Genomic DNA, 21,542 nt, shown 5'->3' with positions numbered 1-21,542 from the left:
CCCGTGTCCGTACGCGAACTGGTCGTCCTCGGGACCGCCAGCCAGGTCCCGACCCGGCACCGCAACCACAACGGCTATCTGCTGCGCTGGGACGGCCAGGGCATCCTCTTCGACCCCGGCGAGGGCACCCAGCGCCAGATGCTGCGCGCCGGGGTCGCGGCGCACGACCTCGACCGGATCTGCGTCACGCACTTCCACGGCGACCACTCGCTGGGCCTGGCCGGGGTGATCCAGCGGATCAACCTCGACCAGGTCCCGCACCCGGTCACCGCCCACTACCCGGCGAGCGGGCAGCACTTCTTCGAGCGGCTGAGGTACGCCACGGCCTACCGCGAGACGGTGAAGCTGACCGAGTCGCCCGTCGCCGCCGACGGGCCGCTCGCGGTCACCGAGGCGTACACCCTCGACGCGCGCAGGCTGTCGCACCCCGTCGAGTCGTACGGCTACCGGATCACCGAGCCCGACGGGCGCCGGATCCTGCCCGAGCGGCTCGCCGCGCACGGCATCAAGGGCCCCGACGTGGGCCGGATCCAGCGCGACGGCGTCCTCGGCGGCGTGACGCTCGACGAGGTCAGCGAGGTCCGGCGCGGGCAGCGCTTCGCCTTCGTCATGGACACCCGCCTCTGCGACGGCGTGCACGCGCTCGCCGAGGGCGCCGACATGCTCGTCATCGAGTCGACCTTCCTCGACGAGGACGTCCGGCTCGCCACCGACCACGGCCATCTGACGGCCGGACAGGCCGCGGCGGTCGCGCGGGACGCGGGCGTACGGCACCTCGTCCTGACCCACTTCTCCCAGCGCTACAGCGACCCGGCCGAGTTCGGGCGGCAGGCGCGGGCGGCCGGGTTCGACGGCGAACTGAGCATTGCCCAGGACCTCATGCGGGTCCCCGTACCGAAGAGATAGAGCACCACCCATGCCCCTTCCCAAGGCCGAACTCCACCTCCACATCGAAGGCACCCTCGAACCCGAGCTGGCCTTCGCGCTCGCCGCGCGCAACGGCGTCACCCTGCCGTACGGGGACACGACCGCGCTGCGCGAGGCGTACGAGTTCAGCGACCTCCAGTCCTTCCTGGACCTCTACTACGGCCTGATGGCGGTCCTGCGCACCGCCGAGGACTTCACGGAGCTCGCCGACGCCTACCTGGAGCGGGCCGCGGGCCAGGGCGTCCGGCACGCCGAGATCTTCTTCGACCCGCAGGCGCACACCGCGCGCGGAGTCCCGATCGGCACCGTGATCGAGGGCCTCGGGGCGGCCCTCGACCGGGCCGGTGAGCGGTACGGCATCTCGACCCGGCTCATCATGTGCTTCCTGCGCGACGAGTCCGCCGAGTCGGCCATGGCCACCCTGGACGCCGCGAAGCCGTACCTGCACCGGATCACCGGCGTCGGCCTGGACTCGGCGGAGGTCGGCCACCCGCCCGCGAAGTTCCGCGAGGTGTACGAGGAGGCCGCCCGGCTCGGGCTGCGCCGCGTCGCCCACGCGGGCGAGGAGGGCCCGGCGGAGTACGTCCGCGAGGCCCTCGACGTCCTCGGCGTGGAGCGCGTCGACCACGGGCTGCGCTGCATGGAGGACCCGGAGCTCGTCGACCGGCTGGCCCGCGAGCGGGTGCCGCTCACGCTCTGCCCCCTGTCGAACGTCCGGCTCCGTGTCGTCGACACCCTCGCCGACCACCCCCTCCGCGCGATGATGGCGGCGGGCCTGCTGGTGACGGTGAACTCCGACGACCCGGCCTACTTCGGCGGCTACGCGGGCGACAACTTCGACGCGGTCCGCACCGCCCTGTCCCTGGAGCCGGAACAGCTCCGCGCACTCGCCCGCAACTCCTTCGAGGCCTCCTTCCTGGAGGACGACGAACCGCGCAGGGCCCGGTACCTCGCGGAGGTGGAGGCCTTCGACTTCGGCGCCTCCTAGGGCTCTCCCAGCGCTCTCCGGTTTCGATGATCGCGCCTTCGCACCGGCCGACCATCCGATGATTCTTCGGCGGTGATCGCCCGGTCGAGCGCACTTGCAAGCGGTGTCGGCGGGCAGGTGTGTTGCCCGTTTCGGGTCCGATGGCGAGTGCCATCATCGGGCAAAAATCCGCTCCTCTATCAATGGGGCCGTGAGGCCTTGAGGAGGACCATCGCATGTCAAGGGTCGGTCGGTGCGCGCGTCTGTTCGCCGCACTTCTGTTGATGCTCGTGGGCTCGGCCGCCGTAGGCGCCACTTCCGCCCACGCCGCCACCGAGCAAATCACCGTGAGCCTCTATCGGGTCGTCGAAATCTCCTGTGACGAGGGAGACGGCGAGGCGTGTGGGAACGACTACTATCCGAAATTCGAAATCGATCATCAAGGGCTGTTCGACGGGAAAGACGACTACTGCTGCGCCCACGGGGCCGACTTCAGGACCAACTGGGTCCGGACGGCGACCGTGGACACCAGCCACAACCCCGTCGACATCCACTTGGAGCTGTGGGACCAGGACGACCTGAGCGCCGACGACCCCGTCCGGTGGGTCGGTTCGAGCAACGACCTCAACCTCTCATTCGACCTGATGACCTGCACCTTCACCGGCGGCGGTCTGACCGGTCAACAGGGAGCGGGGGTCCCCACCCTGGCCGGTGAGAGCGAGGGCCCCGTGGCCCGGGGCTACTTCACGATCACCACACCCTCGTGCGTGAGCATGGCGAACAGTGTGGACAGCGACGGCGACGGCCTCATGAACACCTGGGAGGTCCCGGGCAGGGGCTACGACTTCGACACCGACGGGACCGTGGACCTGCCCCTGGGGGACCAGCCGTACGGGGCCGTCCCCTACCGCAAGGACCTGTTCGTCGAGGCGGACTACATGGCCGAGACCAAACCGCAGGCCGATGCCCTCGCCGACGTGGTCAAGGCGTTCGCCGAGGCTCCGGTCGACCCGTACCCCGATCCGGCCGACGCGACGAAGACCAAGTTCCGGGGCGTCAACCTCCATGTGACGGAGGGAGAAGCCGTCACGACCGTGAACCCCCTCATGTGGCGGTCGGACGGCCCTGGCACGGCGGACGACTTCAACGACCTGAAGAGCGGGAGCCCGCGGGGCCCTTGCACCGGATTCTTCGGCTTGGCAGCCGATCGGTCCAGCCCCAACTGCGCGAACATCCTGAGTGCGAAACGCCAGGCCTTCCGCTACATGCTCTTCGCCATCAGCTTCTTCGACGGATCCACGCCGCCCAAGGCGTCAAAGGCGTCGGGCAGTGCCGAGTGGACCTCCGTGGGCCCGCAGGGCGGTAACGATTTCATCGTGACCCTGGACACCTGGGATTCCTCGACGATCGAGAAGATCGGCGCACGCAGGAAGGCCGAGGCCGCCACCTTCATGCACGAGCTCGGGCACACGCTGAGCCTGGGACACGGCGGCAACGACGCGGTCAACTGCAAACCGAACTACCTCAGCGTCATGAACTACACGCTGCAGTTCGCGGGCAGGGACCCCGCAAGGCCGCTGGACTATTCCAGCGCGGCCCGGGGCACGGCCCTCGGGACGACCCCGGCCACGGTGCTCAACGAGGCGAGCCTGAACGAGAACAACGGCGTGCACGGGACGCCCTCACCCGCGCGCAACACCGTCTACGGAGTCGCCGGCAAGCTGCGCGTCGCACCCGCCACGAACGGTCCCATCAACTGGAACGAAACCGGCGGCGACAAGGAATCCGCCATCCCGGCCGACATCAACTACATCCAGTCCATCGGTCCTGACGACGGCGGATGCAGCAAGGCCAGCCCCGGCCAGAGCCTGGGCGGCTTCGACGACTGGGCGAACATCCAGTACAACCCCCGCCTCAACGCCGGGTTCTTCGCCGACGGTGACCGCCCGCTCCTGCCGGAGCTGACCGAGGAATCGGTCCGCGCCATGTTCCAGCAGGCCGACCTCAAGATCGCCAAGTCCTCCGACGAAGCCGACGCCACCGGCGGTGACACGGTGCACTACACGACCACCGTGACCGACCTCGGCCCCGGTACCGCCACGGGCATCCACGTGGACGACACCCTGCCCGACGGCAGCACCCAGCAGCGCTCGCTCGCCGACCTGGCCAACGGCGCCACCGCCACGGTCACACCGGCCTTCACCTACCTCGTGCCGTGCGACACGGCAGACGGCACGGTCCTCACCAACCGCGCAACGGTCACCGGCACCGACACCGAGGGCGTGCCCGACCCGTACACGGACGACAACACGGCACGGGCGACCACCACCGTGCACGCCCCGGTCCTGACCGTGGACAAGGCCGCCACGGCCACCGTCGACGCGGGCCAGGCCATCACGTACACCCTCACCTACGCGAACACGGGGAGCGGCGCCGCATCCGGCGTCACCCTCACCGACACCCTGCCGGCGGGCGTGTACTACAGCCAGGCCCTCGATCTCGGCACCGGCCCCAGGCCGAGCTCCGTGACCCTCAACGACGACGGCACCCGGACCCTGGTCTGGAACGTCGGCAGCCTCCCGGCGCACTCCGGCGACCGGCAGATCGTCTTCACCGCGAGGCCGACGCTCCTGGCCCTGGCCGGCACCACCTACACCGACACCGTGTCCGTCGGCTACAAGAACGCCGGCGGGGCGTGCACCTTCGCGCCCGTCACGGACTCCGCCGCCACCACCATCACCGTGACGCCGCCCAGCCGCGACCCGCTCTCCCAGGGCTACTGGAGGAACCACCCGGGGCAGTGGACCGCCGAGTTCCTGGCCCGCGTACAGGCCACCGACCAGCGGTACGACACCGACCGGAGCGGGGCCCTGTCCGCCGCCGAGGTCACCGCTGCCTTCCGCGACGACAACGCGCCCAAGAGCATCCTGGGCAAGCAGCTGTTGGCCGTCTACTTCAACCTGGCCACCCGGCGCATCAACGCCGGAACGGCCATCCTCTCGCGTACCACCCAGTCACTGGGCCTTCACAACGTCCGCGAGGCCGTGATCTACGCACAGGACACGCTGCTCCTCCCGGTGAACTCCGGCACCGCGCAGCGCTACAGCAGGATCATCGGAGTGCTGGACGACATCAACGCCAACAGGATCGAGCAGTACTGACGGCTGCCCGAAAGGCCTTCCGTACGCTCCGAGGCCCCGCTCCCCGCGCATTTCCGCGCCGGTGGCGGGGCCTCGCCGCGAGGCGTCCGCGCAGCCGCCCCGCCCTCCCCGCAGGGCGGCTCCGCGGACCGCGTCAGGCGCGGCAGCGCAGCAGTTCCAGCGGCGGGTCGGAGAGCATGTCCGCCCAGAACTCCTCGCCGTACTCGCGGATGCCGGCCTCGGACACCGACAGCGGGACCCACTCCAGCGCACTGAACCCGGCCGCCTTGAGGGACCGCTCGTAGACCTCGCGGCGCGGGCACGTCGTGATGATGGTGATGGGCTGCGGGTCGAGGAGAGCCGTGAGCCGCCCTCGGCTGCCCGTCTCGATCTCCTCGCCGGTCGCCTCGATGCGGAAGCCGTACTTGTCCAGCGGCGGACCGTCGTACCGGTAGTCGGGTGTCTGGACGAGCAGGAAGAACTCTCCGCCCGGCTTCAGGTTCTTGTGGATGTTGGCGCACATCCGCTCCGTCTCGGCGATGTCCGCGGCGTAGTTGAGACACTGCACGCCCAGCGCGATGTCGTAGCGCCGGTCGAGCTGCCGCAGCTCGGCCACGTCGCCGACCTCGTAGACCACGCCCAGCGGGTCCCGCTCGTCGATCTCCTTCGCGGCGGCGATCATCTCGACGGAGATGTCGACGCCGAAGACGTCGGTGGCCCCGCGCCGCTTGAACTCCCTGCTGTAGAAGCCGGTGCCGCACGCCAGGTCGAGGACCGACCTGCCGGTCACGTCGCCGACCATGCCCAGGAAGCTCGGCACCTCCCCGTAACGCATCAGCGGCAGGGACTTGAAGCCCTCGAACGCCTCGCCGATCTCGTCGTACTGGTCCTGCACGTTCACGTGTTTCCCCCATCTACTCGTCCTGTAGGTGGCCACGTCGAACAGCCCTCCGGAAGAGGAGGGTTGCCCGTCAGCGGTCGTGGCAGTGAGTCTGCGCCCGCCCCGTCCGGCTGTCGTATGAGCGGATCACACAAAGAAGTCGGCCGGGTGACCCTCGTATCACCCAACAAGCGGATCCACCGCGGGATGAACGCCGCAGATGGCAAAGGGGCGGAACCGTCCCTACCCGCGGTCCGACGGACGCGCCAGGCGGAAGGCCGATTTCGCCGCGCGGCGACGTGCCGTGCGCACGGGGAACTCGGTGACCGGCTGTTCCGGCGCGCCCATCTGCGGGACGAGGGCGGACGACGCCGAGGCCGTGCCCGCGAGGACCGCGGCCGGGGCGCCGCCGCGGCGGCGCACGGAGCCCGGGACGAGCGGGCGGCCGGAGGCGTGGCGGGCCACCGCCGCCATGGGGGCCGCGACGAGGAGGAGCAGGGCGCAGAGGACCACGCCCATGCCCGTGTACCCGGCGCTCTCCGAGAGCAGGCTGCCGACGACGGGTCCGCAGGCCACGCCCAGGGAGGACGCCGAGCCGACCAGGACGGCCCAGCGGCCGCGCGGGTCGAGGGAGGCGGCCAGCCCGAGGAGGTACGACAGGACGACCGGGTAGACGGCGTTCCACAGGATCTCGCCGGTCGCGAAGGAGGCCAGGCCCTCGGCGGCCGAGCTCAGCAGCACGCAGGCCGCGATGACGGCGGTGCCGACGCCGATCGGCACCGCCCTGCCGAGGCGCGAGCCGAGCGCGCCCGCCGCCGTGACCCCGGCGAGCCCCGCGCCGAGCGCCGCCGCGAAGACCGCGCCGACCGTGACCTCGGAGAGTCCGGCCTGGGTGAGACCGATGCGGCCGCTCACGCCCCACAGCGCGTTCTGCGCGAGGGACCAGCACAGGATGGCCCCGGCGAGCACCGCCCCGGCCCGGCGGTACGGCAGCGGGCCGGTGGGCGCGGACCCCGGGGCCGTACGACCGCCGGTGCCCGGCAGCCGGCCCGTCAGCGGCCACACCAGGGCCGCCGCGCAGGCGATCGCGAGCAGTGGGGGCGCGTGGCCGGCGCTCAGGTGCGGCAGCGTGAGGTAGAGGGCGCCCGCGGTGGCCGAGACCGTGAGCAGGCCCAGCGACGAGGCCCGGTGCGGGTCGCGCTGCCCGGCGATCCCGGCCGCGGCGACCGCCGTCGCCGTACCCGAGCCGAGGCCGCCGAGGACCGCGCCCGCGACCACCAGCGGCACGGCGTGGGTCGCGGCGGCGGAGCCGTACCCGATCGCCATGGCGAGCAGGCCCGCGCGGGCCGCCGTGCGGGGGCCGATCCGCTCCCCGCGCGCGGCGAGCGTGAATCCGGCGGTGGAGGATCCGAGCAGCAGGACGGAGCCGACCAGGCCCGCCTGGGAGGGGCCGATACCGAGCCCCGAGGCGAGGCGGCCGACGACGGTCGGCAGCAGGTACGGGGCGAGGTAACCGGCGGTGAAGAGGGCGACGAGGGCGACGAGGGCCCCCGAGCCGCGCAGGCGCGACGACATGGGCGTTCCCGGGAACGAAAAGGGAGGGGGGAGCGCCCGGTGGTGCGGGGAACACGGGGTCGCGGAACCATGTGTATCAAGCAGGTGAGTTGCCCGAGAAGGTGGTACCCGAGGGTAAAGTATGTGATCTGCGTCACTGTCGGTTTGGCGTGCGGGTTTACGGGTAAGGGGTTGGCCTTCCTCGTGCGTCCCACCCGTCACCCGGCCCCCATCGGGCACACTGATCTGATCCGCACCACGTTCGGGGAGCCGCCGTGAGCACAGCAAGGGGAGACCAGCCGCAACACCACGCCGGGGTCGACCCGTTGGTGTGCCTGCGCGAGCCCACCGACCCCGACTGCGACGTCTTCCTGACCGGCACCGTCTTCCTCGACATCATCTTCACCGGCCTCGACAGCGCCCCCGTCCGCGGCACCGAGTCCTGGGCCCGCGGCATGGGCTCCAGCCCCGGCGGCGTCGCCAACATGGCCACCGCCCTCGCCCGCCTCGGCCTGCGCACCTCCCTCGCCGCGGCCTTCGGCGACGACCACTACGGCGAGTACTGCTGGGACGCCCTGGAGCAGGGCGAGGGCATCGACCTGACCCTCTCCCGCACCGTCCCCGGCTGGCACTCCCCGGTGACCGTCTCCATGGCCTACGAGGGCGAGCGCACGATGGTCTCCCACGGCCACGAGGCGCCACCCGACGACGCGGCCGGCGCCCTGCCCGCCTACCCGCCACACGCCCGGGCCGCCGTCGCCTCCCTCGTCCCCGGCCGCGGCGAGGAGTGGGTCGCGCAGGCCGCGCGCGGCGGCGCCAAGGTCTTCGCCGACGTCGGCTGGGACGACACCGGCCACTGGGACCTGGCGGGCCTCACGGACCTGGAGCACTGCGAGGCCTTCCTGCCCAACGCCGCGGAGGCCATGCGGTACACCCGCACCGACTGCCCCCGGGCCGCCGCCCGCGCCCTCGCCGACAAGGTCCGCTACGCCGTGGTCACCCTCGGTGCCGAGGGCGCCTACGCCGTCGACGGCGCCACCGGCGAGACCGCCGAGGTCCCCGCCATCCAGGTCTCCGCCCTCGACCCCACCGGCGCGGGGGACGTCTTCGTCGCCGGCTTCGTCACCGGCACCCTCGCCGACTGGCCCCTCGCCGACCGGCTCGCCTTCGCGGGCCTCACCGCCGCGCTCTCCGTCCAGGAGTTCGGCGGTTCGCTCTCCGCCCCCACCTGGGGCGAGATCGCCGCCTGGTGGCAGCACGTCCAGGGCCACGCCAGACAGGACCCCGAGGCGCTGCGCGGCCGTTACGCCTTCCTGGAGCGGCTCCTGCCGGCCCCCGCGCGCCCCTGGCCGCTGCGCCGGGCGGTCCCGACGATCGGCTTCCGCGCGGCCGCTTCGTAAATCCCTTCGGCCGGTCGCCGCCAAGTCGTAGGCTTGGGAGTCGAGAGGTTGTCGAGCAGCGAGAACCCTGCAACGGGAGGTATGCGCAGGCCACAGTGCCGGCCCATGACTCAGACACCCACAGCCCACGACGGAGCGTCCCTCGACGGGACGTCCGACCAGGTCCGCGCCCACTTCACCGTCCCCGCCAAGCATCCGATGGTGAGCCTGCTGGGCTCCGGTGACGCGCTGCTCCGCGTCATCGAGAAGTCCTTCCCGCGGGCCGACATCCATGTCCGGGGCAACCAGGTCAGCGCGGTCGGGGACGCGGCGGAAGTCGCCCTGATACAGCGCCTGTTCGACGAGATGATGCTGGTGCTCCGCACCGGTCAGCCGATGACGGAGGACGCAGTGGAACGTTCGATCGCCATGCTCAGGGCGAGCGAGAACGGATCGGCGGAGGGCGGCGACGAGACCCCCGCCGAGGTGCTCACGCAGAACATCCTCTCCAGCCGCGGCCGCACCATCCGCCCCAAGACGCTCAACCAGAAGCGGTACGTCGACGCGATCGACAAGCACACGATCGTCTTCGGCATCGGTCCCGCCGGTACCGGCAAGACCTACCTCGCCATGGCCAAGGCGGTCCAGGCCCTGCAGTCCAAGCAGGTCACCCGGATCATCCTGACCCGGCCCGCCGTCGAGGCGGGCGAGCGGCTCGGCTTCCTGCCCGGCACGCTCTACGAGAAGATCGACCCGTACCTGCGCCCGCTCTACGACGCGCTGCACGACATGCTCGACCCCGACTCGATCCCCAAGCTCATGGCGAGCGGGACGATCGAGGTCGCGCCGCTGGCATACATGCGGGGCAGGACGCTCAACGACGCGTTCATCATCCTCGACGAGGCGCAGAACACGAACCCCGAGCAGATGAAGATGTTCCTCACCCGCCTCGGCTTCGACTCGAAGATCGTCATCACCGGTGACGTCACCCAGGTCGACCTGCCGAACGGCACGAAGAGCGGTCTGCGCCAGGTCCGCGACATCCTGGACGGTGTCCAGGACGTCCACTTCTCGACGCTCACGTCGCAGGATGTCGTCCGGCACAGGCTCGTCGGCCGTATCGTCGACGCGTACGAGCAGTACGACCTCCGCAACGAGAGCCGCGACGACAGCCGCGGCGAGCATCGGCGCGGCCGTAACGGGAAGTAGAACGCAGAACACATGTCGATCGACGTCAACAACGAGTCCGGTACCGAGGTCGACGAGCAGGCGATCCTCGACATCGCCCGCTACGCGCTCGCGCGCATGCGCATCCACCCGCTCTCCGAGCTCTCGGTGATCGTCGTGGACGCGGAGGCGATGGAGCAGCTCCACATCCAGTGGATGGACCTGCCCGGGCCGACGGACGTCATGTCCTTCCCGATGGACGAGCTGCGCCCGCCGGCGAAGGACGACCAGGAGCCCCCGCAGGGGCTCCTGGGCGACATCGTGCTCTGCCCCGAGGTCGCCACCCAGCAGGGCAAGGACGCGCCGACGGAGCACTCCATGGACGAGGAGCTCCAGCTCCTCACCGTCCACGGCGTGCTCCACCTCCTCGGATACGACCACGAGGAGCCCGAGGAGAAGGCCGAGATGTTCGGCCTCCAGGCGGCGATCGTCGACGGCTGGCGCGCGGAGAAGGGCCTCACCGGCCCGTCCCCGGCGCCGACCGTCTCCTGACCCGATGGACGTTTCGCTGATCCTGGGCGCGGTCGCCCTGGTCGTCGTCGCCTGGCTCGCCGCCTGCGCCGAGGCCGGGCTCGCCCGCGTCACCAGCTTCCGTGCCGCCGAGGCCGTACGGTCCGGGCGGCGCGGGGCGGAGAAGCTCGCGCAGATCGCCTCCGACCCGACCCGCTATCTCAACGTGGCGCTGCTCGTCCGCGTCGCCTGCGAGATGGCGGCCGGCGTCCTCGTCACGTACGCCTGCCTCGAAGCCTTCCCGGAGACCTGGGAGGCGCTGCTCGTCGCGATGGCCGTCATGGTCCTCGTCTCGTACGTGGCCGTCGGCGTGTCGCCGCGCACCATCGGCCGCCAGCACCCGCTGAACACGGCGACCGCCGCCGCGTACGTCCTGCTGCCGCTCGCCCGGATCATGGGGCCGATCCCGCAGCTCCTGATCCTCATCGGCAACGCGCTCACCCCGGGCAAGGGCTTCCGCAAGGGTCCCTTCGCCTCCGAGGCCGAGCTGCGGGCCATGGTCGACCTCGCCGAGCAGGAGTCGCTGATCGAGGACGACGAGCGCCGCATGGTGCACTCCGTCTTCGAGCTGGGCGACACGCTCGTCCGGGAGGTCATGGTGCCGCGCACCGACCTCGTCTGCATCGAGCGGTACAAGACGATCCGTCAGGCCCTCACGCTGGCGCTGCGTTCCGGCTTCTCCCGGATCCCGGTCACCGGCGAGAACGAGGACGACATCGTCGGGATCGTGTACCTGAAGGACCTCGTCCGCAAGACGCACGTCAACCGCGACTCCGAGGCGGACGTCGTGTCGACCGCGATGCGGGCCGCCGCCTTCGTCCCCGACACCAAGAACGCCGGCGATCTGCTGCGCGAGATGCAGCAGGAGCGCAACCACGTCGCCGTCGTCATCGACGAGTACGGCGGCACGGCCGGCATCGTCACCATCGAGGACATCCTGGAAGAGATCGTCGGCGAGATCACCGACGAGTACGACCGCGAGCTGCCGCCCGTCCAGGAGCTCGGCGAGGGCCGCCACCGCGTCACCGCCCGCCTCGACATCGGCGACCTCGGCGAGCTCTACGGCTTCGGTCCCGACGAGTTCGACGACGAGGACGTCGAGACCGTCGGCGGACTCCTCGCCAAGGCCCTCGGCCGCGTCCCGATCGCGGGCGCGAAGGCGGCCGTGGAGCTGCCGGACGGCCGCTCGCTGCGGCTCACGGCGGAGTCCCCGGCCGGCCGCCGGAACAAGATCGTCACCGTGCTCGTGGAACCGCTGGAACCGACGGAACCCGAGGAGCAGCCCGCATGACCCCCGACCAGCTGCGCGCCTTCTGCCTGGACTTCAACGACGCGACGGAGGAGTTCCCGTTCGGCCCGGAGGCCTCCGTCTTCAAGGTCGCCGGGAAGATGTTCGCGCTGTCGTGGCTCGAAGGCCGGCCGCTGCGGGTCAACCTCAAGTGCGATCCGGACGAGGCCGTACGGCTCCGCGAGGAGCACCCGGCCGTCGCCCCGGGCTACCACATGAACAAGCGGCACTGGAACACGGTGACCGTCGGAGAGCTCCCGGACCGGATGGTCCGGGAGCTCGTCGAGGACTCGTACGACCTCGTCGTCGCCGGTCTTCCCAAGGCGGTACGACTCCGCCTCGACCGGCCCTGAATCACCTGCGGCGCAGGCCGAGGCCGACGAGCAGCGCCGTGCCGAGCACGATCGCCGCGTCCAGGGCGAGGACCGTGCGGACGCCCCCGTACAGGTCCCCGCCCGTGGTCGCGAGCACCCCGAGCAGTGGGATCCCGATCGTGAGCCCGACCTGCTGGGTGGTCGTCACCAGGCCGGTCGCCAGGCCCTGCTCCTCGTCCGGCACACCGGACGTGACGGTCAGTCCGTACGAGATGATCGCGCCCAGGTGGCACATCGATGCCAGCGAGACGGCGACCGTCGCCAGGACCACGCCGCCGTCCGCGCTCACACCGAGGATCGCGGCCGTCAGCAGGCCCTGCCCGACGAGCGAGCCCACCAGGACGCGGCGGGCGCCGATCCGGCCGATGACCCTCGGCGCGAGCACGCCGGCGACGATCGAGGCCACGCCCTGCACGCCGAAGACCAGTCCGGTGGCGAAGGCCGACAGGTCCAGCGTCTCCTGGAGGTACAGGGTCAGGACGAAGACGACGGTCGACATCATCGAGAAGGTGATCAGGCCGCCCAGGTTGCCGAAGGCGACCGTGCCCCGCCGCAGCATCGGCAGCGACACCAGTGGGGCCGCGTGCCGGGACTCGACCCGGACGAAGACCGCGAGCAGCAGCAGCCCCGCCACCAGCGTGACCTGCACGTCCGTACGGCCGAAGCCGTGCTCGGCGGCCGTCGACAGGGCGTAGATCAGGGCGAGCAGACCACCGGTGACCGTCACCGCGCCCGGCACGTCGAGCCGGGGCCGCTCCGGGGTGCGGGACTCGGGCAGCAGACCCGGCGCCAGCGGCAGCACGACCAGGGTGAAGACGGCGAGCAGGCCCATCGTCGAGCGCCAGCCGAGGGTGTCGGTCATGACCCCGCCGAGCAGCATGCCGACGGTGAAGCCCAGCGACAGCAGGGTGCCGGAGATGCCGAGCGCCTTGTCCCGCAGCGGGCCCTCGGGGAACGTGGTCGTCAGGAGCGACATGCCGGTGGGCACGATCGCGGCGGCGCCGATGCCCTGGAGGGCGCGTCCGGTGAGGAAGGCGGCCGGGTTCCAGGCGAAGGTGGCGAGCAGCGAGGCCGCGCCGAAGAGCGCGAGCCCGGCGAGGAAGAGCTTCTTGCGTCCGTAGAGGTCGCCCATCCGTCCGAAGAGGAGCAGGAATCCGCCGGAGGGCAGGGCGAAGGCGGTGACGGCCCACTGGAGGGCGGACTGCCCGAGGCCGAGGTCGGCGCCGAGGACGGGCAGGGCCACGTTCAGGACGGAGAAGTCGAGCGCCACCATGAACTGGGCGGCGCACAGGACGAAGAGGATGAGCCGGTTGCGGCCGGTGAGAGCGGCCGGGGGAACGGCGTGCGGAGCGGGGGGAGTGGTCGTCGTTGCCATGCCGACGACTCTCGTGCCACGGGAACAAGGGTGGGGAGCGGGTACTTATCCTGTTGGTCGTACCACCAGGCACCACCAGTCACCACAGGCATCCAGGGGGAGGAAGCAGACGTGGCCACCGCTCTCAAGGGCACCAGCACGAAGCAGCACCGCCTCGGCGAACTGCGCGAGTTCCTGATGAGCCGCCGGGCCCGGGTGAGCCCGGCCGAGGCGGGGCTCCCGGACGGCGGGGCGCGCCGCCGCACCCCGGGGCTGCGCCGCGAGGAGGTCGCGGTCCTCGCGGGGGTCGGGGTGTCCTGGTACCAGTGGCTGGAGCAGGGCCGCGACATCACGGTCTCGCCGCAGGTGCTGGACTCGGTGGCGCGCGTGCTGCGGCTGAGCCCGGCGGAGCGGCGCCATCTGTACGTCCTCGCGGCGCTCAACCCGCCGGCCCTGGAGGCCGCCCCGGAGGACCGGGACATGTGCCAGGGGCTGCGACGGCTGATCGACACGTGGATGCCGTTCCCCGCGCACATCATGGACGTGTACTGGAACACGGTGATCTACAACGAGGCGGCGGCGATCGTGCTCGGGATGCGGCCGGAGGCCCCGCAGAACTGTCTCGTCACCTTCTTCACCGACCCGCTGTACCGCTCGCGGATGGGCCACTGGGAGGAGCTCGCGCCCCGGGTCGTCGCCCAGTTCCGTTCCGCCTGCTCGGAGTGCCCGGACGACGAGGGGTTCCGGGCGGTCGTCGAGGAGCTCAAGGAGCTGAGCCCGGAGTTCGCCGAGCTGTGGGAGCGGCGGGACATCCTGCCGGGCGGCCAGAACCGCAAGGAGATGGAGCACCCGCTGGTCGGCACCCTGGTCGTCGAGGCCACACAGCTCAGGATCCCGGCCCGGCCGGACCTGGTCGTCGTCATGCACACCCCGCTCCCGGAGGCCGACACGGCCGCGAAGCTGGAGTGGCTGGTCTCCCCGGAGGGCCGCCGCGGGGCGATGTACCCGGTCGCGGGCTGAGGACCACGCGGCGGGGGGCGAGGTCCGTCCGGCCGGGGGGGGCGAGGTCCGTCCGGTCGCGGGCTGAGGTCCGTCCGGTCGCGGGCTGAGACCCGCCCGGCCGTGGGATGAGACGGGGTCCGGGTGTTCCCGGGCTCCGACCTATGCTCGGGCCATGACACTCAGCAGCGAGCACGGCGACCTCGGCGCCGAGGACCTCAAGATCATCACCTTGGCGCGCAGCGCCCGCGCGCGCAACGGCGTGCCCGAGGGGGCGGCCGTACGGGACGAGACCGGGCGGACGTACGTGGCGGGGACCGTGGAGCTGGAGTCGCTCAAGCTGAGCGCGCTGCAGACCGCGGTGGCGATGGCGGTGGCCAGCGGAGCCCAGTCGCTGGAGGCGGCGGCCGTGGTGTCGACCGCCGAGGCGGCTTCGGCGGCGGACCGCGCTGCCGTACGGGACCTCGGCGGCCCGGAGACGCCGGTCCTGCTCGCCGGTCCGGACGGGCAGCTGCGCGAGGCCGTCACCGCGGGCTGAGGGGCTGGATCAGGACATCGGGGGCCCGGCGGGAACGCCGGGCCCTTGCGCGTTTGTGAAGGATCACCGCATCTTCTCTTGCCTTCCCTGGCGGTCTGCGTCTCAATGAGCATCGGTTCGCCCGACGGACCGTCAGATATTCGCCATTCACGCAGTGCCCGCACCCCTGCGTTCGTCATCGGAAGGGGTTCGAACTCGCCATGAGAAGCAGAAGCACCTTAGGGACGGTCGCGGTACTCACCGGAGCGCTCGCCGCCGCCGGACTCGTCTTCGCCCCGACGGCCGGAGCCGTCTCGCCGGGGTCCGCCACGGCGACGTACGACTGCGGCACCTGGGGCGGCGGCCCCGCCACCCTCACCGCGACCCAGAGCGGCACGTCCGCGACGATCACCCTCACCTCGGGCATCACGACCCCGCTCGCGGTCGGCGCCGACACGATCAACGCCACGCTGACGATGGCCAAGGGTGGCGGCGGCACCAGGGTGTTCACCGGCAAGAAGAACCCGGCGCTCGCCGCCGGGCAGTCCGTGAAGATCGGCCCGCTGGCCGGGACCGTGGCCTCGGGCGACAGCCTCAACTCGTACTTCGCGGGTGTCGCCCTCAAGATGGTGATCTTCGGGATCACCGTGAACTGTGACGCGACGACGTCGCAGTCGCCCGGCCCGTTCGTGTTCAGCTGAGCCCTGCTCCACCCCTGCTCCACCCCTGACCGGTGTCGCCGATGGCGGCACCGGTCTCCGGCGTGTTCGAGGCCCAGGGCGACTGGCCTGACCTGCGAAAACGCAGGCAGCCCGCTGATCTTGACAGAATCTGATGGGTCATCAGTCGGTGGTTTTCGATTCCATTGACTTCTCTCGGCCCGCAGCCGTCAATGGCGCCCTCTCATCCCTCAGGAGGGGGCCCACACATGGCACTCACCCGATCCCGGGCGGCGACCCGAAGACGGCGTTGGACCGCCGTCCTCGGCGCCACCGCCCTCGCGGTCGCCGCAGGCGGCGCCATCGCCGCTCCGGCCCACGCGACCGCCGGCTCCACCCCGGTGGAATTCCAGACGCGCTGCGTCCCGCCGCCGATCGCCGGCATCCCGCCCATCACGGGCACCACGACCGCCGACATCACGGTCGACAAAGCCGCGCCGAAGGTCGGCGACACGGTGACGGTGACCTACACCATCACCAAGCCCGCCGCGTCGAACCCCGTCGACCTCGCGCTCCCGGCCGACATCATGACCCCGAGCGGCAAGGTCGTCCTCGGCGGCGCCCAGACCGGCGCGGTCAACGTCACCGGCCCCAAGAAGAACCCGCCCATCCCGGGCAAGGGCTCCTTCCCGGCCTTCTCCATGACCGGCACCTTCACGGTCACCCAGGCCGGATCGATCACCCTCTCGCCGGGCGACTACAACATCCACACCAGCTACCTCATGGAGCTGGACACCCCCTGTACGGTGCTCAACCCGCCCGCCCCGGTCTCCGAGACGGTCGTCGCGAGCCCCGTGACCAGCCCCAACGCCCGCGCGCTCGCGCTCGACAGCGCCTCCGGCGACCCCGGGGTGCGGGTGACCGTCAACGGCTCCAAGTTCACCCCGCTCACCGAGGTCACCGTCGTCGGCCGGGCCGGCGGGGCGGAGACCGCGGACAAGATGACCGTCACGACCGACAGCGAGGGCGGGTTCGCCGCGCGCCTCAAGGTCAACGACCCGGCGACCACCGGGATCGTGGCGTACGAGGGCGCGGCCTGGGACCCGGAGAAGGGCGCCGGACCCGCCGCGTACAAGGTCGTCGTACCGGCACCGCCGAACAGTCAGACGATCACCGCGGCCGTCACGGCGGGCGAGCTGTCCATGAGCCAGGCCGGCGACGCCGTCGAGCTGACCTCGGTCGACTTCGGTCAGGGCGGCGCGGCCACCGGCGACCTGAAGACGGTGACGGTCAAGGACTTCCGCGGTGGCCCCGCGGGCTGGTCCCTCACCGGCAAGGTCACCGACTTCACCGGCCCCGGCGGCGCGATCGGCGCCGGGAACCTCAGCTGGACCCCTGCCTGCACCGCCAAGGCCGGCAGCCCCAGCACCTGCGCGGCCGGCTCGGCCGGTCCCGTCGGCAGCGGCGGCGCGACCCTCGCCTCCACGCCGAACGGCACCCTCACGGGCGGCGAGTTCACCGTCGACGCCAAGCTCTCCCTCGACGTCCCGGCGTTCACCGCGCCCGGCTCGTACGCGGGCGTGCTGACGCTGACCCTGTCCTGACCACCCGGCGGGGCGGGCGGGGGCCCCGGCCGCCCGCCCCCCCCCCCCCCCCCACTTCTCTGCGCGCCCGCGCGTCGCACCGCGGTGATGTCGGTGGGTGGTGGCAGTGTTGGGGTCACAACACCATATGTAGGGGTCGGCGGGGCGAAGCACCCCCAAGGGTTCCGATTCGCGACACGCCCGGCATTCGTCCACAGGGCAAGAGATTTCGAAGACGGCAGCTGTGGATAACCCCGGGCGAAGCCGCGAGAATCCGCCGGTCACCGAAGCATCCGCTGTTGGTAACCCGTGGATAACCCGGTGGATAACTACACGAATGTAACTACAGCATGTTGTGGCAGTCGAGTTCTTCGAACACTAGATGTAGTATTGAAGTACGAAATGCAACACCGGGGGACAGGCTCCTCCAGAGCCTGAGAACGAGGGGAAAACAATGACGGTCACGGTCTACACCAAGCCTTCTTGCGACCAGTGCAACGCGACGTATCGCGCCCTCGACAGTAAAGGCATCGAGTACGAAGTGCTCGACCTCTCTGTCGACGAGAGCGCCCTTGCGCAGGTCAAAGAGCTGGGCTACCTGCAGGCTCCGGTCGTCATCACCGACGAAGGCCACTGGTCGGGATTCCGTCCCGACAAGATCGACGAACTCGCCTCTCGCCTCGCCTGAGAGGCGCCGGTGAACTCGGGGGAGTGAACCGGTGGAGAACGCAGTCGCGAAGGACGCACCATGACGAATCTGGTCTACTTCTCGAGCGTCTCGGGCAACACGAAGCGCTTCATCGAGAAGCTCGGCCGCTCTGCGGCCCGCATCCCGCTGCATGCGCGTGAAGCAGCATTGCACGTCGACGAGCCCTACGTGCTCGTCGTGCCGACCTATGGCGGCGGCGACGGCAAGGGTGCCGTTCCGAAGCAGGTCATCCGCTTCCTGAACGACCCCGACAACCGCTCGAACATCCGCGGCGTCATCAGCGCGGGCAACACCAACTTCGGGTCGGCCTTCGGTCTGGCCGGCGACATCATCGCCGCCAAGACCGGGGTGCCGCACCTCTACCGCTTCGAAGTATTCGGAACACCCGACGACGTTCGCGCCGTCAACGATGGATTGGACGCATTTTGGCAAACACAGCGACAACTGACGGCGTAGCGCTCATCGACGCACCGCGATCGGCGAGCGGCATGGACTACCACTCCCTGAACGCCATGCTGAACCTCTACGGTCCGAACGGCGAGATCCAGTTCGACAAAGACCGTGAAGCGGCGCGCGAGTACTTCCTGCAGCACGTCAACCAGAACACCGTCTTCTTCCACTCGCTGAAGGAGCGCCTCGACTACCTCGTCGAGAAGGAGTACTACGAGCAGGCCGTGCTCGACCAGTACTCGTTCGAGTTCATCACGAAGCTCAACGACCTGGCGTACTCGAAGAAGTTCCGCTTCGAGACCTTCCTCGGCGCGTTCAAGTACTACACGAGCTACACGCTCAAGACGTTCGACGGCAAGCGCTACCTCGAGCGCTTCGAAGACCGCGTCGTCATGACGGCCCTCGGCCTCGCGCAGGGTGACGAGAAGCTCGCCGTCAACCTCGTCGAAGAGATCATCGGCGGCCGCTTCCAGCCGGCCACCCCGACCTTCCTCAACACGGGCAAGGCCCAGCGCGGCGAGCTCGTCTCCTGCTTCCTGCTCCGCATCGAAGACAACATGGAGTCGATCTCGCGCGGCATCAACTCCGCCCTGCAGCTCTCGAAGCGCGGCGGCGGCGTGGCGCTCTCGCTCTCGAACATCCGCGAGGCCGGCGCCCCGATCAAGCAGATCGAGAACCAGTCGTCGGGCATCATCCCTGTGATGAAGCTCCTCGAAGACAGCTTCAGCTACGCCAACCGGCTCGGTGCCCGCCAGGGCGCCGGCGCGGTGTACCTGAACGCGCACCACCCCGACATCATGCGGTTCCTCGACACCAAGCGCGAGAACGCCGACGAGAAGATCCGCATCAAGACGCTGTCGCTGGGCGTCGTCGTGCCCGACATCACGTTCGAGCTCGCCAAGAACGGCGAAGACATGTACCTCTTCTCGCCGTACGACGTCGAGAAGGTCTACGGCAAGCCGTTCGGCGACATCTCGGTCACCGAGAAGTACCGCGAGATGGTCGACAACCCGCGCATCAAGAAGACCAAGATCAACGCGCGCGAGTTCTTCCAGACGATCGCCGAGATCCAGTTCGAGAGCGGCTACCCCTACATCGTGTTCGAAGACACGGTGAACAAGGCGAACCCCATCAAGGGCCGCATCAACATGTCGAACCTGTGCTCCGAGATCCTGCAGGTCAACACGCCGACGACGTACAACGAAGACCTGTCGTACAACGAGATCGGCAAGGACATCTCGTGCAACCTCGGCTCGCTGAACATCGCGCTCACGATGGACTCGCCCGACTTCGGCAAGACGGTCGACACCGCCATCCGTGGTCTCACCGCCGTGTCGAACATGAGCCACATCACCTCGGTGCGTTCGATCGAAGACGGCAACGACAAGTCGCACGCCATCGGCCTCGGCCAGATGAACCTGCACGGCTACCTCGCTCGTGAGCGCATCTTCTACGGCAGCGAAGAGGGCATCGACTTCACGAACATCTACTTCTACACGGTGCTGTTCCACGCCCTGAAGGCGTCGAACGCCATCGCCAAGGAGCGCGGCGAGACCTTCGTCGGCTTCGAAGACTCGAAGTACGCCTCGGGCGAGTTCTTCGACAAGTACACGGATGCCGCGTGGGTGCCCGCGACCTCCAAGGTCACGCAGCTCTTCGCCGACTCCAACGTGCACATCCCCACGCAGGAGGACTGGAAGGCGCTGAAGGCGTCCATCCAGGAGCACGGCATCTACAACCAGAACCTGCAGGCCGTGCCGCCCACCGGTTCGATCTCCTACATCAACAACTCGACGGCCTCGATCCACCCGATCGCGTCGAAGATCGAGATCCGCAAAGAGGGAAAGCTCGGTCGCGTCTACTACCCGGCGGCGTTCATGACGAACGACAACCTCGAGTACTACCAGGACGCCTACGAGATCGGCTACGAGAAGGTCATCGATACGTACGCCGCGGCGACGCAGCACGTCGACCAGGGCCTCTCGCTCACGCTGTTCTTCAAGGACACGGCGACGACGCGCGACATCAACAAGGCGCAGATCTACGCATGGAAGAAGGGGATCAAGACGATCTACTACATCCGTCTGCGTCAGCTCGCGCTTGAAGGAACGGACATGACCGAGTGCGTCTCGTGCATGCTCTGACGCCGGTCGAGTAGCGAAGCGTATCGAGACCCGTCGCCCCGCGGCATCCGCTCTCTTTCAGAAGGACTTGAAATGACTCTCACAGACCCGGTGAACTCCGCCAGCAACGACCCTGCCCACACGGGCGGCAAGCTGAAGCTGGTCAGCCACGTCAATGCGATCAACTGGAACCGCATCCAGGATGACAAGGACCTCGAGGTCTGGAACCGTCTGGTCAACAACTTCTGGCTGCCCGAGAAGATTCCGCTGTCGAACGACATCCAGTCGTGGAACACGCTGACTCGCGACGAGCAGGTGCTGACGATGCGCGTGTTCACGGGTCTCACGCTGCTCGACACGATCCAGGGCACGGTCGGCGCGGTCTCGCTCATCCCCGACGCCATCACGCCGCACGAAGAGGCCGTCTACACGAACATCGCGTTCATGGAGTCGGTGCACGCGAAGAGCTACTCGTCGATCTTCTCGACGCTGTGCTCGACGAAGGACATCGACGACGCCTTCCGCTGGTCGGTCGAGAACGAGAACCTTCAGAAGAAGGCCGCGATCGTCATGGAGTACTACCAGGGCGACTCCCCGCTGAAGCGCAAGGTCGCCTCGACGCTGCTCGAGAGCTTCCTGTTTTACTCGGGCTTCTACCTGCCGATGTACTGGTCGTCGCGGGCGAAGCTCACCAACACCGCTGACATGATCCGCCTCATCATCCGCGACGAGGCCGTGCACGGGTACTACATCGGCTACAAGTTCCAGAAGGGGCTCGAAGGTCTCTCCCAGGCCGAGCGCGACGACCTGAAGGACTACACGTTCTCGCTGCTCTACGAGCTCTACGACAACGAGGTGCAGTACACGCAGGACCTCTATGACGGTGTCGGCCTGACCGAAGA

19 protein-coding genes are annotated in these 21,542 nt (G+C 69.6%); 16 read left to right on the top strand and 3 right to left on the bottom strand.

Features of this window, described 5'->3' with window-relative positions:
• Positions 1 to 3 precede the first annotated feature (3 nt).
• The 3 genes from ACFWWU_RS16215 to ACFWWU_RS16205 all read left to right on the top strand — a co-directional run bounded on the left by ACFWWU_RS16215 (position 4) and on the right by ACFWWU_RS16205 (position 5,055).
• Positions 4 to 906: a ribonuclease Z gene (locus ACFWWU_RS16215; protein ID WP_384145051.1), complete on the top strand. Its 903-nt coding sequence runs from the start codon at positions 4 to 6 to the stop codon at positions 904 to 906.
• 10 nt (positions 907 to 916) lie between these two features.
• On the top strand, positions 917 to 1,915 hold the full coding sequence (locus ACFWWU_RS16210; protein WP_384145048.1) for an adenosine deaminase: 999 nt from the start codon (positions 917 to 919) through the stop codon (positions 1,913 to 1,915).
• A gap of 326 nt (positions 1,916 to 2,241) precedes the next feature.
• Complete coding sequence (locus ACFWWU_RS16205; protein WP_384145046.1) at positions 2,242 to 5,055, top strand: hypothetical protein; 2,814 nt, start codon at positions 2,242 to 2,244, stop codon at positions 5,053 to 5,055.
• A 133-nt stretch (positions 5,056 to 5,188) separates the two neighbouring features.
• Here the strand turns inward: ACFWWU_RS16205 and ACFWWU_RS16200 are convergent, their stop codons facing one another.
• Together ACFWWU_RS16200 and ACFWWU_RS16195 are read right to left on the bottom strand one after the other, a co-directional pair.
• Positions 5,189 to 5,935, bottom strand: coding sequence for a class I SAM-dependent methyltransferase (locus tag ACFWWU_RS16200; RefSeq protein WP_384145043.1), 747 nt, complete (start codon positions 5,933 to 5,935; stop codon positions 5,189 to 5,191).
• A gap of 222 nt (positions 5,936 to 6,157) precedes the next feature.
• Entirely contained in the window at positions 6,158 to 7,489 is a 1,332-nt protein-coding gene (locus ACFWWU_RS16195) for an MFS transporter (protein ID WP_384145040.1), read from the bottom strand.
• 254 nt (positions 7,490 to 7,743) lie between these two features.
• On the opposite strand from ACFWWU_RS16195, the gene ACFWWU_RS16190 reads away from it, so the two are divergent.
• From ACFWWU_RS16190 to ACFWWU_RS16170, 5 genes are all read left to right on the top strand, one after another.
• Positions 7,744 to 8,868: a carbohydrate kinase family protein gene (locus tag ACFWWU_RS16190; protein WP_384145037.1), complete on the top strand. Its 1,125-nt coding sequence runs from the start codon at positions 7,744 to 7,746 to the stop codon at positions 8,866 to 8,868.
• A gap of 105 nt (positions 8,869 to 8,973) precedes the next feature.
• Positions 8,974 to 10,056, top strand: coding sequence for a PhoH family protein (locus tag ACFWWU_RS16185; RefSeq protein WP_384145034.1), 1,083 nt, complete (start codon positions 8,974 to 8,976; stop codon positions 10,054 to 10,056).
• Positions 10,057 to 10,068: 12 nt separating this feature from the next.
• Positions 10,069 to 10,566, top strand: coding sequence for an rRNA maturation RNase YbeY (gene ybeY / locus ACFWWU_RS16180; protein ID WP_024757712.1), 498 nt, complete (start codon positions 10,069 to 10,071; stop codon positions 10,564 to 10,566).
• A gap of 4 nt (positions 10,567 to 10,570) precedes the next feature.
• On the top strand, positions 10,571 to 11,875 hold the full coding sequence (locus ACFWWU_RS16175; RefSeq protein WP_384145030.1) for a hemolysin family protein: 1,305 nt from the start codon (positions 10,571 to 10,573) through the stop codon (positions 11,873 to 11,875).
• On the top strand, positions 11,872 to 12,225 hold the full coding sequence (locus ACFWWU_RS16170; RefSeq protein WP_384145027.1) for an MmcQ/YjbR family DNA-binding protein: 354 nt from the start codon (positions 11,872 to 11,874) through the stop codon (positions 12,223 to 12,225). The genes ACFWWU_RS16175 and ACFWWU_RS16170 overlap by 4 nt, the downstream gene beginning before the upstream one ends.
• 1 nt (position 12,226) lies before the next feature.
• Here the strand turns inward: ACFWWU_RS16170 and ACFWWU_RS16165 are convergent, their stop codons facing one another.
• Positions 12,227 to 13,621, bottom strand: a complete 1,395-nt coding sequence (locus ACFWWU_RS16165; RefSeq protein ID WP_384145024.1) for an MFS transporter — start codon at positions 13,619 to 13,621, stop codon at positions 12,227 to 12,229.
• Positions 13,622 to 13,798: 177 nt separating this feature from the next.
• Here ACFWWU_RS16165 and ACFWWU_RS16160 point away from each other — a divergent pair, with 177 nt between their 5' ends.
• The 8 genes from ACFWWU_RS16160 to nrdF all read left to right on the top strand — a co-directional run.
• Positions 13,799 to 14,620: a helix-turn-helix transcriptional regulator gene (locus ACFWWU_RS16160; RefSeq protein ID WP_384145878.1), complete on the top strand. Its 822-nt coding sequence runs from the start codon at positions 13,799 to 13,801 to the stop codon at positions 14,618 to 14,620.
• 154 nt (positions 14,621 to 14,774) lie between these two features.
• On the top strand, positions 14,775 to 15,137 hold the full coding sequence (locus tag ACFWWU_RS16155; RefSeq protein ID WP_384145021.1) for a cytidine deaminase: 363 nt from the start codon (positions 14,775 to 14,777) through the stop codon (positions 15,135 to 15,137).
• A gap of 200 nt (positions 15,138 to 15,337) precedes the next feature.
• On the top strand, positions 15,338 to 15,817 hold the full coding sequence (locus tag ACFWWU_RS16150; protein WP_384145018.1) for a hypothetical protein: 480 nt from the start codon (positions 15,338 to 15,340) through the stop codon (positions 15,815 to 15,817).
• Between the two features lie 227 nt (positions 15,818 to 16,044).
• On the top strand, positions 16,045 to 17,379 hold the full coding sequence (locus ACFWWU_RS16145; protein ID WP_384145015.1) for a beta-xylosidase: 1,335 nt from the start codon (positions 16,045 to 16,047) through the stop codon (positions 17,377 to 17,379).
• A 433-nt stretch (positions 17,380 to 17,812) separates the two neighbouring features.
• Positions 17,813 to 18,046, top strand: a complete 234-nt coding sequence (nrdH, locus tag ACFWWU_RS16140) for a glutaredoxin-like protein NrdH (protein ID WP_384145012.1) — start codon at positions 17,813 to 17,815, stop codon at positions 18,044 to 18,046.
• 60 nt (positions 18,047 to 18,106) lie between these two features.
• The gene (gene nrdI / locus ACFWWU_RS16135) at positions 18,107 to 18,523 is read left to right on the top strand and encodes a class Ib ribonucleoside-diphosphate reductase assembly flavoprotein NrdI (protein WP_384145009.1); all 417 of its coding nucleotides are present in this window, start codon (positions 18,107 to 18,109) and stop codon (positions 18,521 to 18,523) included.
• A 32-nt stretch (positions 18,524 to 18,555) separates the two neighbouring features.
• Positions 18,556 to 20,661 carry a class 1b ribonucleoside-diphosphate reductase subunit alpha gene (gene nrdE, locus ACFWWU_RS16130; RefSeq protein ID WP_384145006.1) on the top strand — a complete coding sequence of 702 codons (2,106 nt, stop codon included), beginning with the start codon at positions 18,556 to 18,558 and terminating at the stop codon, positions 20,659 to 20,661.
• A 72-nt stretch (positions 20,662 to 20,733) separates the two neighbouring features.
• On the top strand, positions 20,734 to 21,542 hold an 809-nt coding region (gene nrdF / locus ACFWWU_RS16125; protein ID WP_384145003.1), incomplete at its 3' end, for a class 1b ribonucleoside-diphosphate reductase subunit beta.

Origin of the sequence: Streptomyces sp. NPDC058650 (genome assembly GCF_042717315.1) — a bacterium.
In the GTDB taxonomy this organism is placed as follows: domain Bacteria; phylum Actinomycetota; class Actinomycetes; order Streptomycetales; family Streptomycetaceae; genus Streptomyces.
Note: the sequence above shows the minus strand (reverse complement) of the source record. Positions and strands in the feature narration are given on the sequence as shown.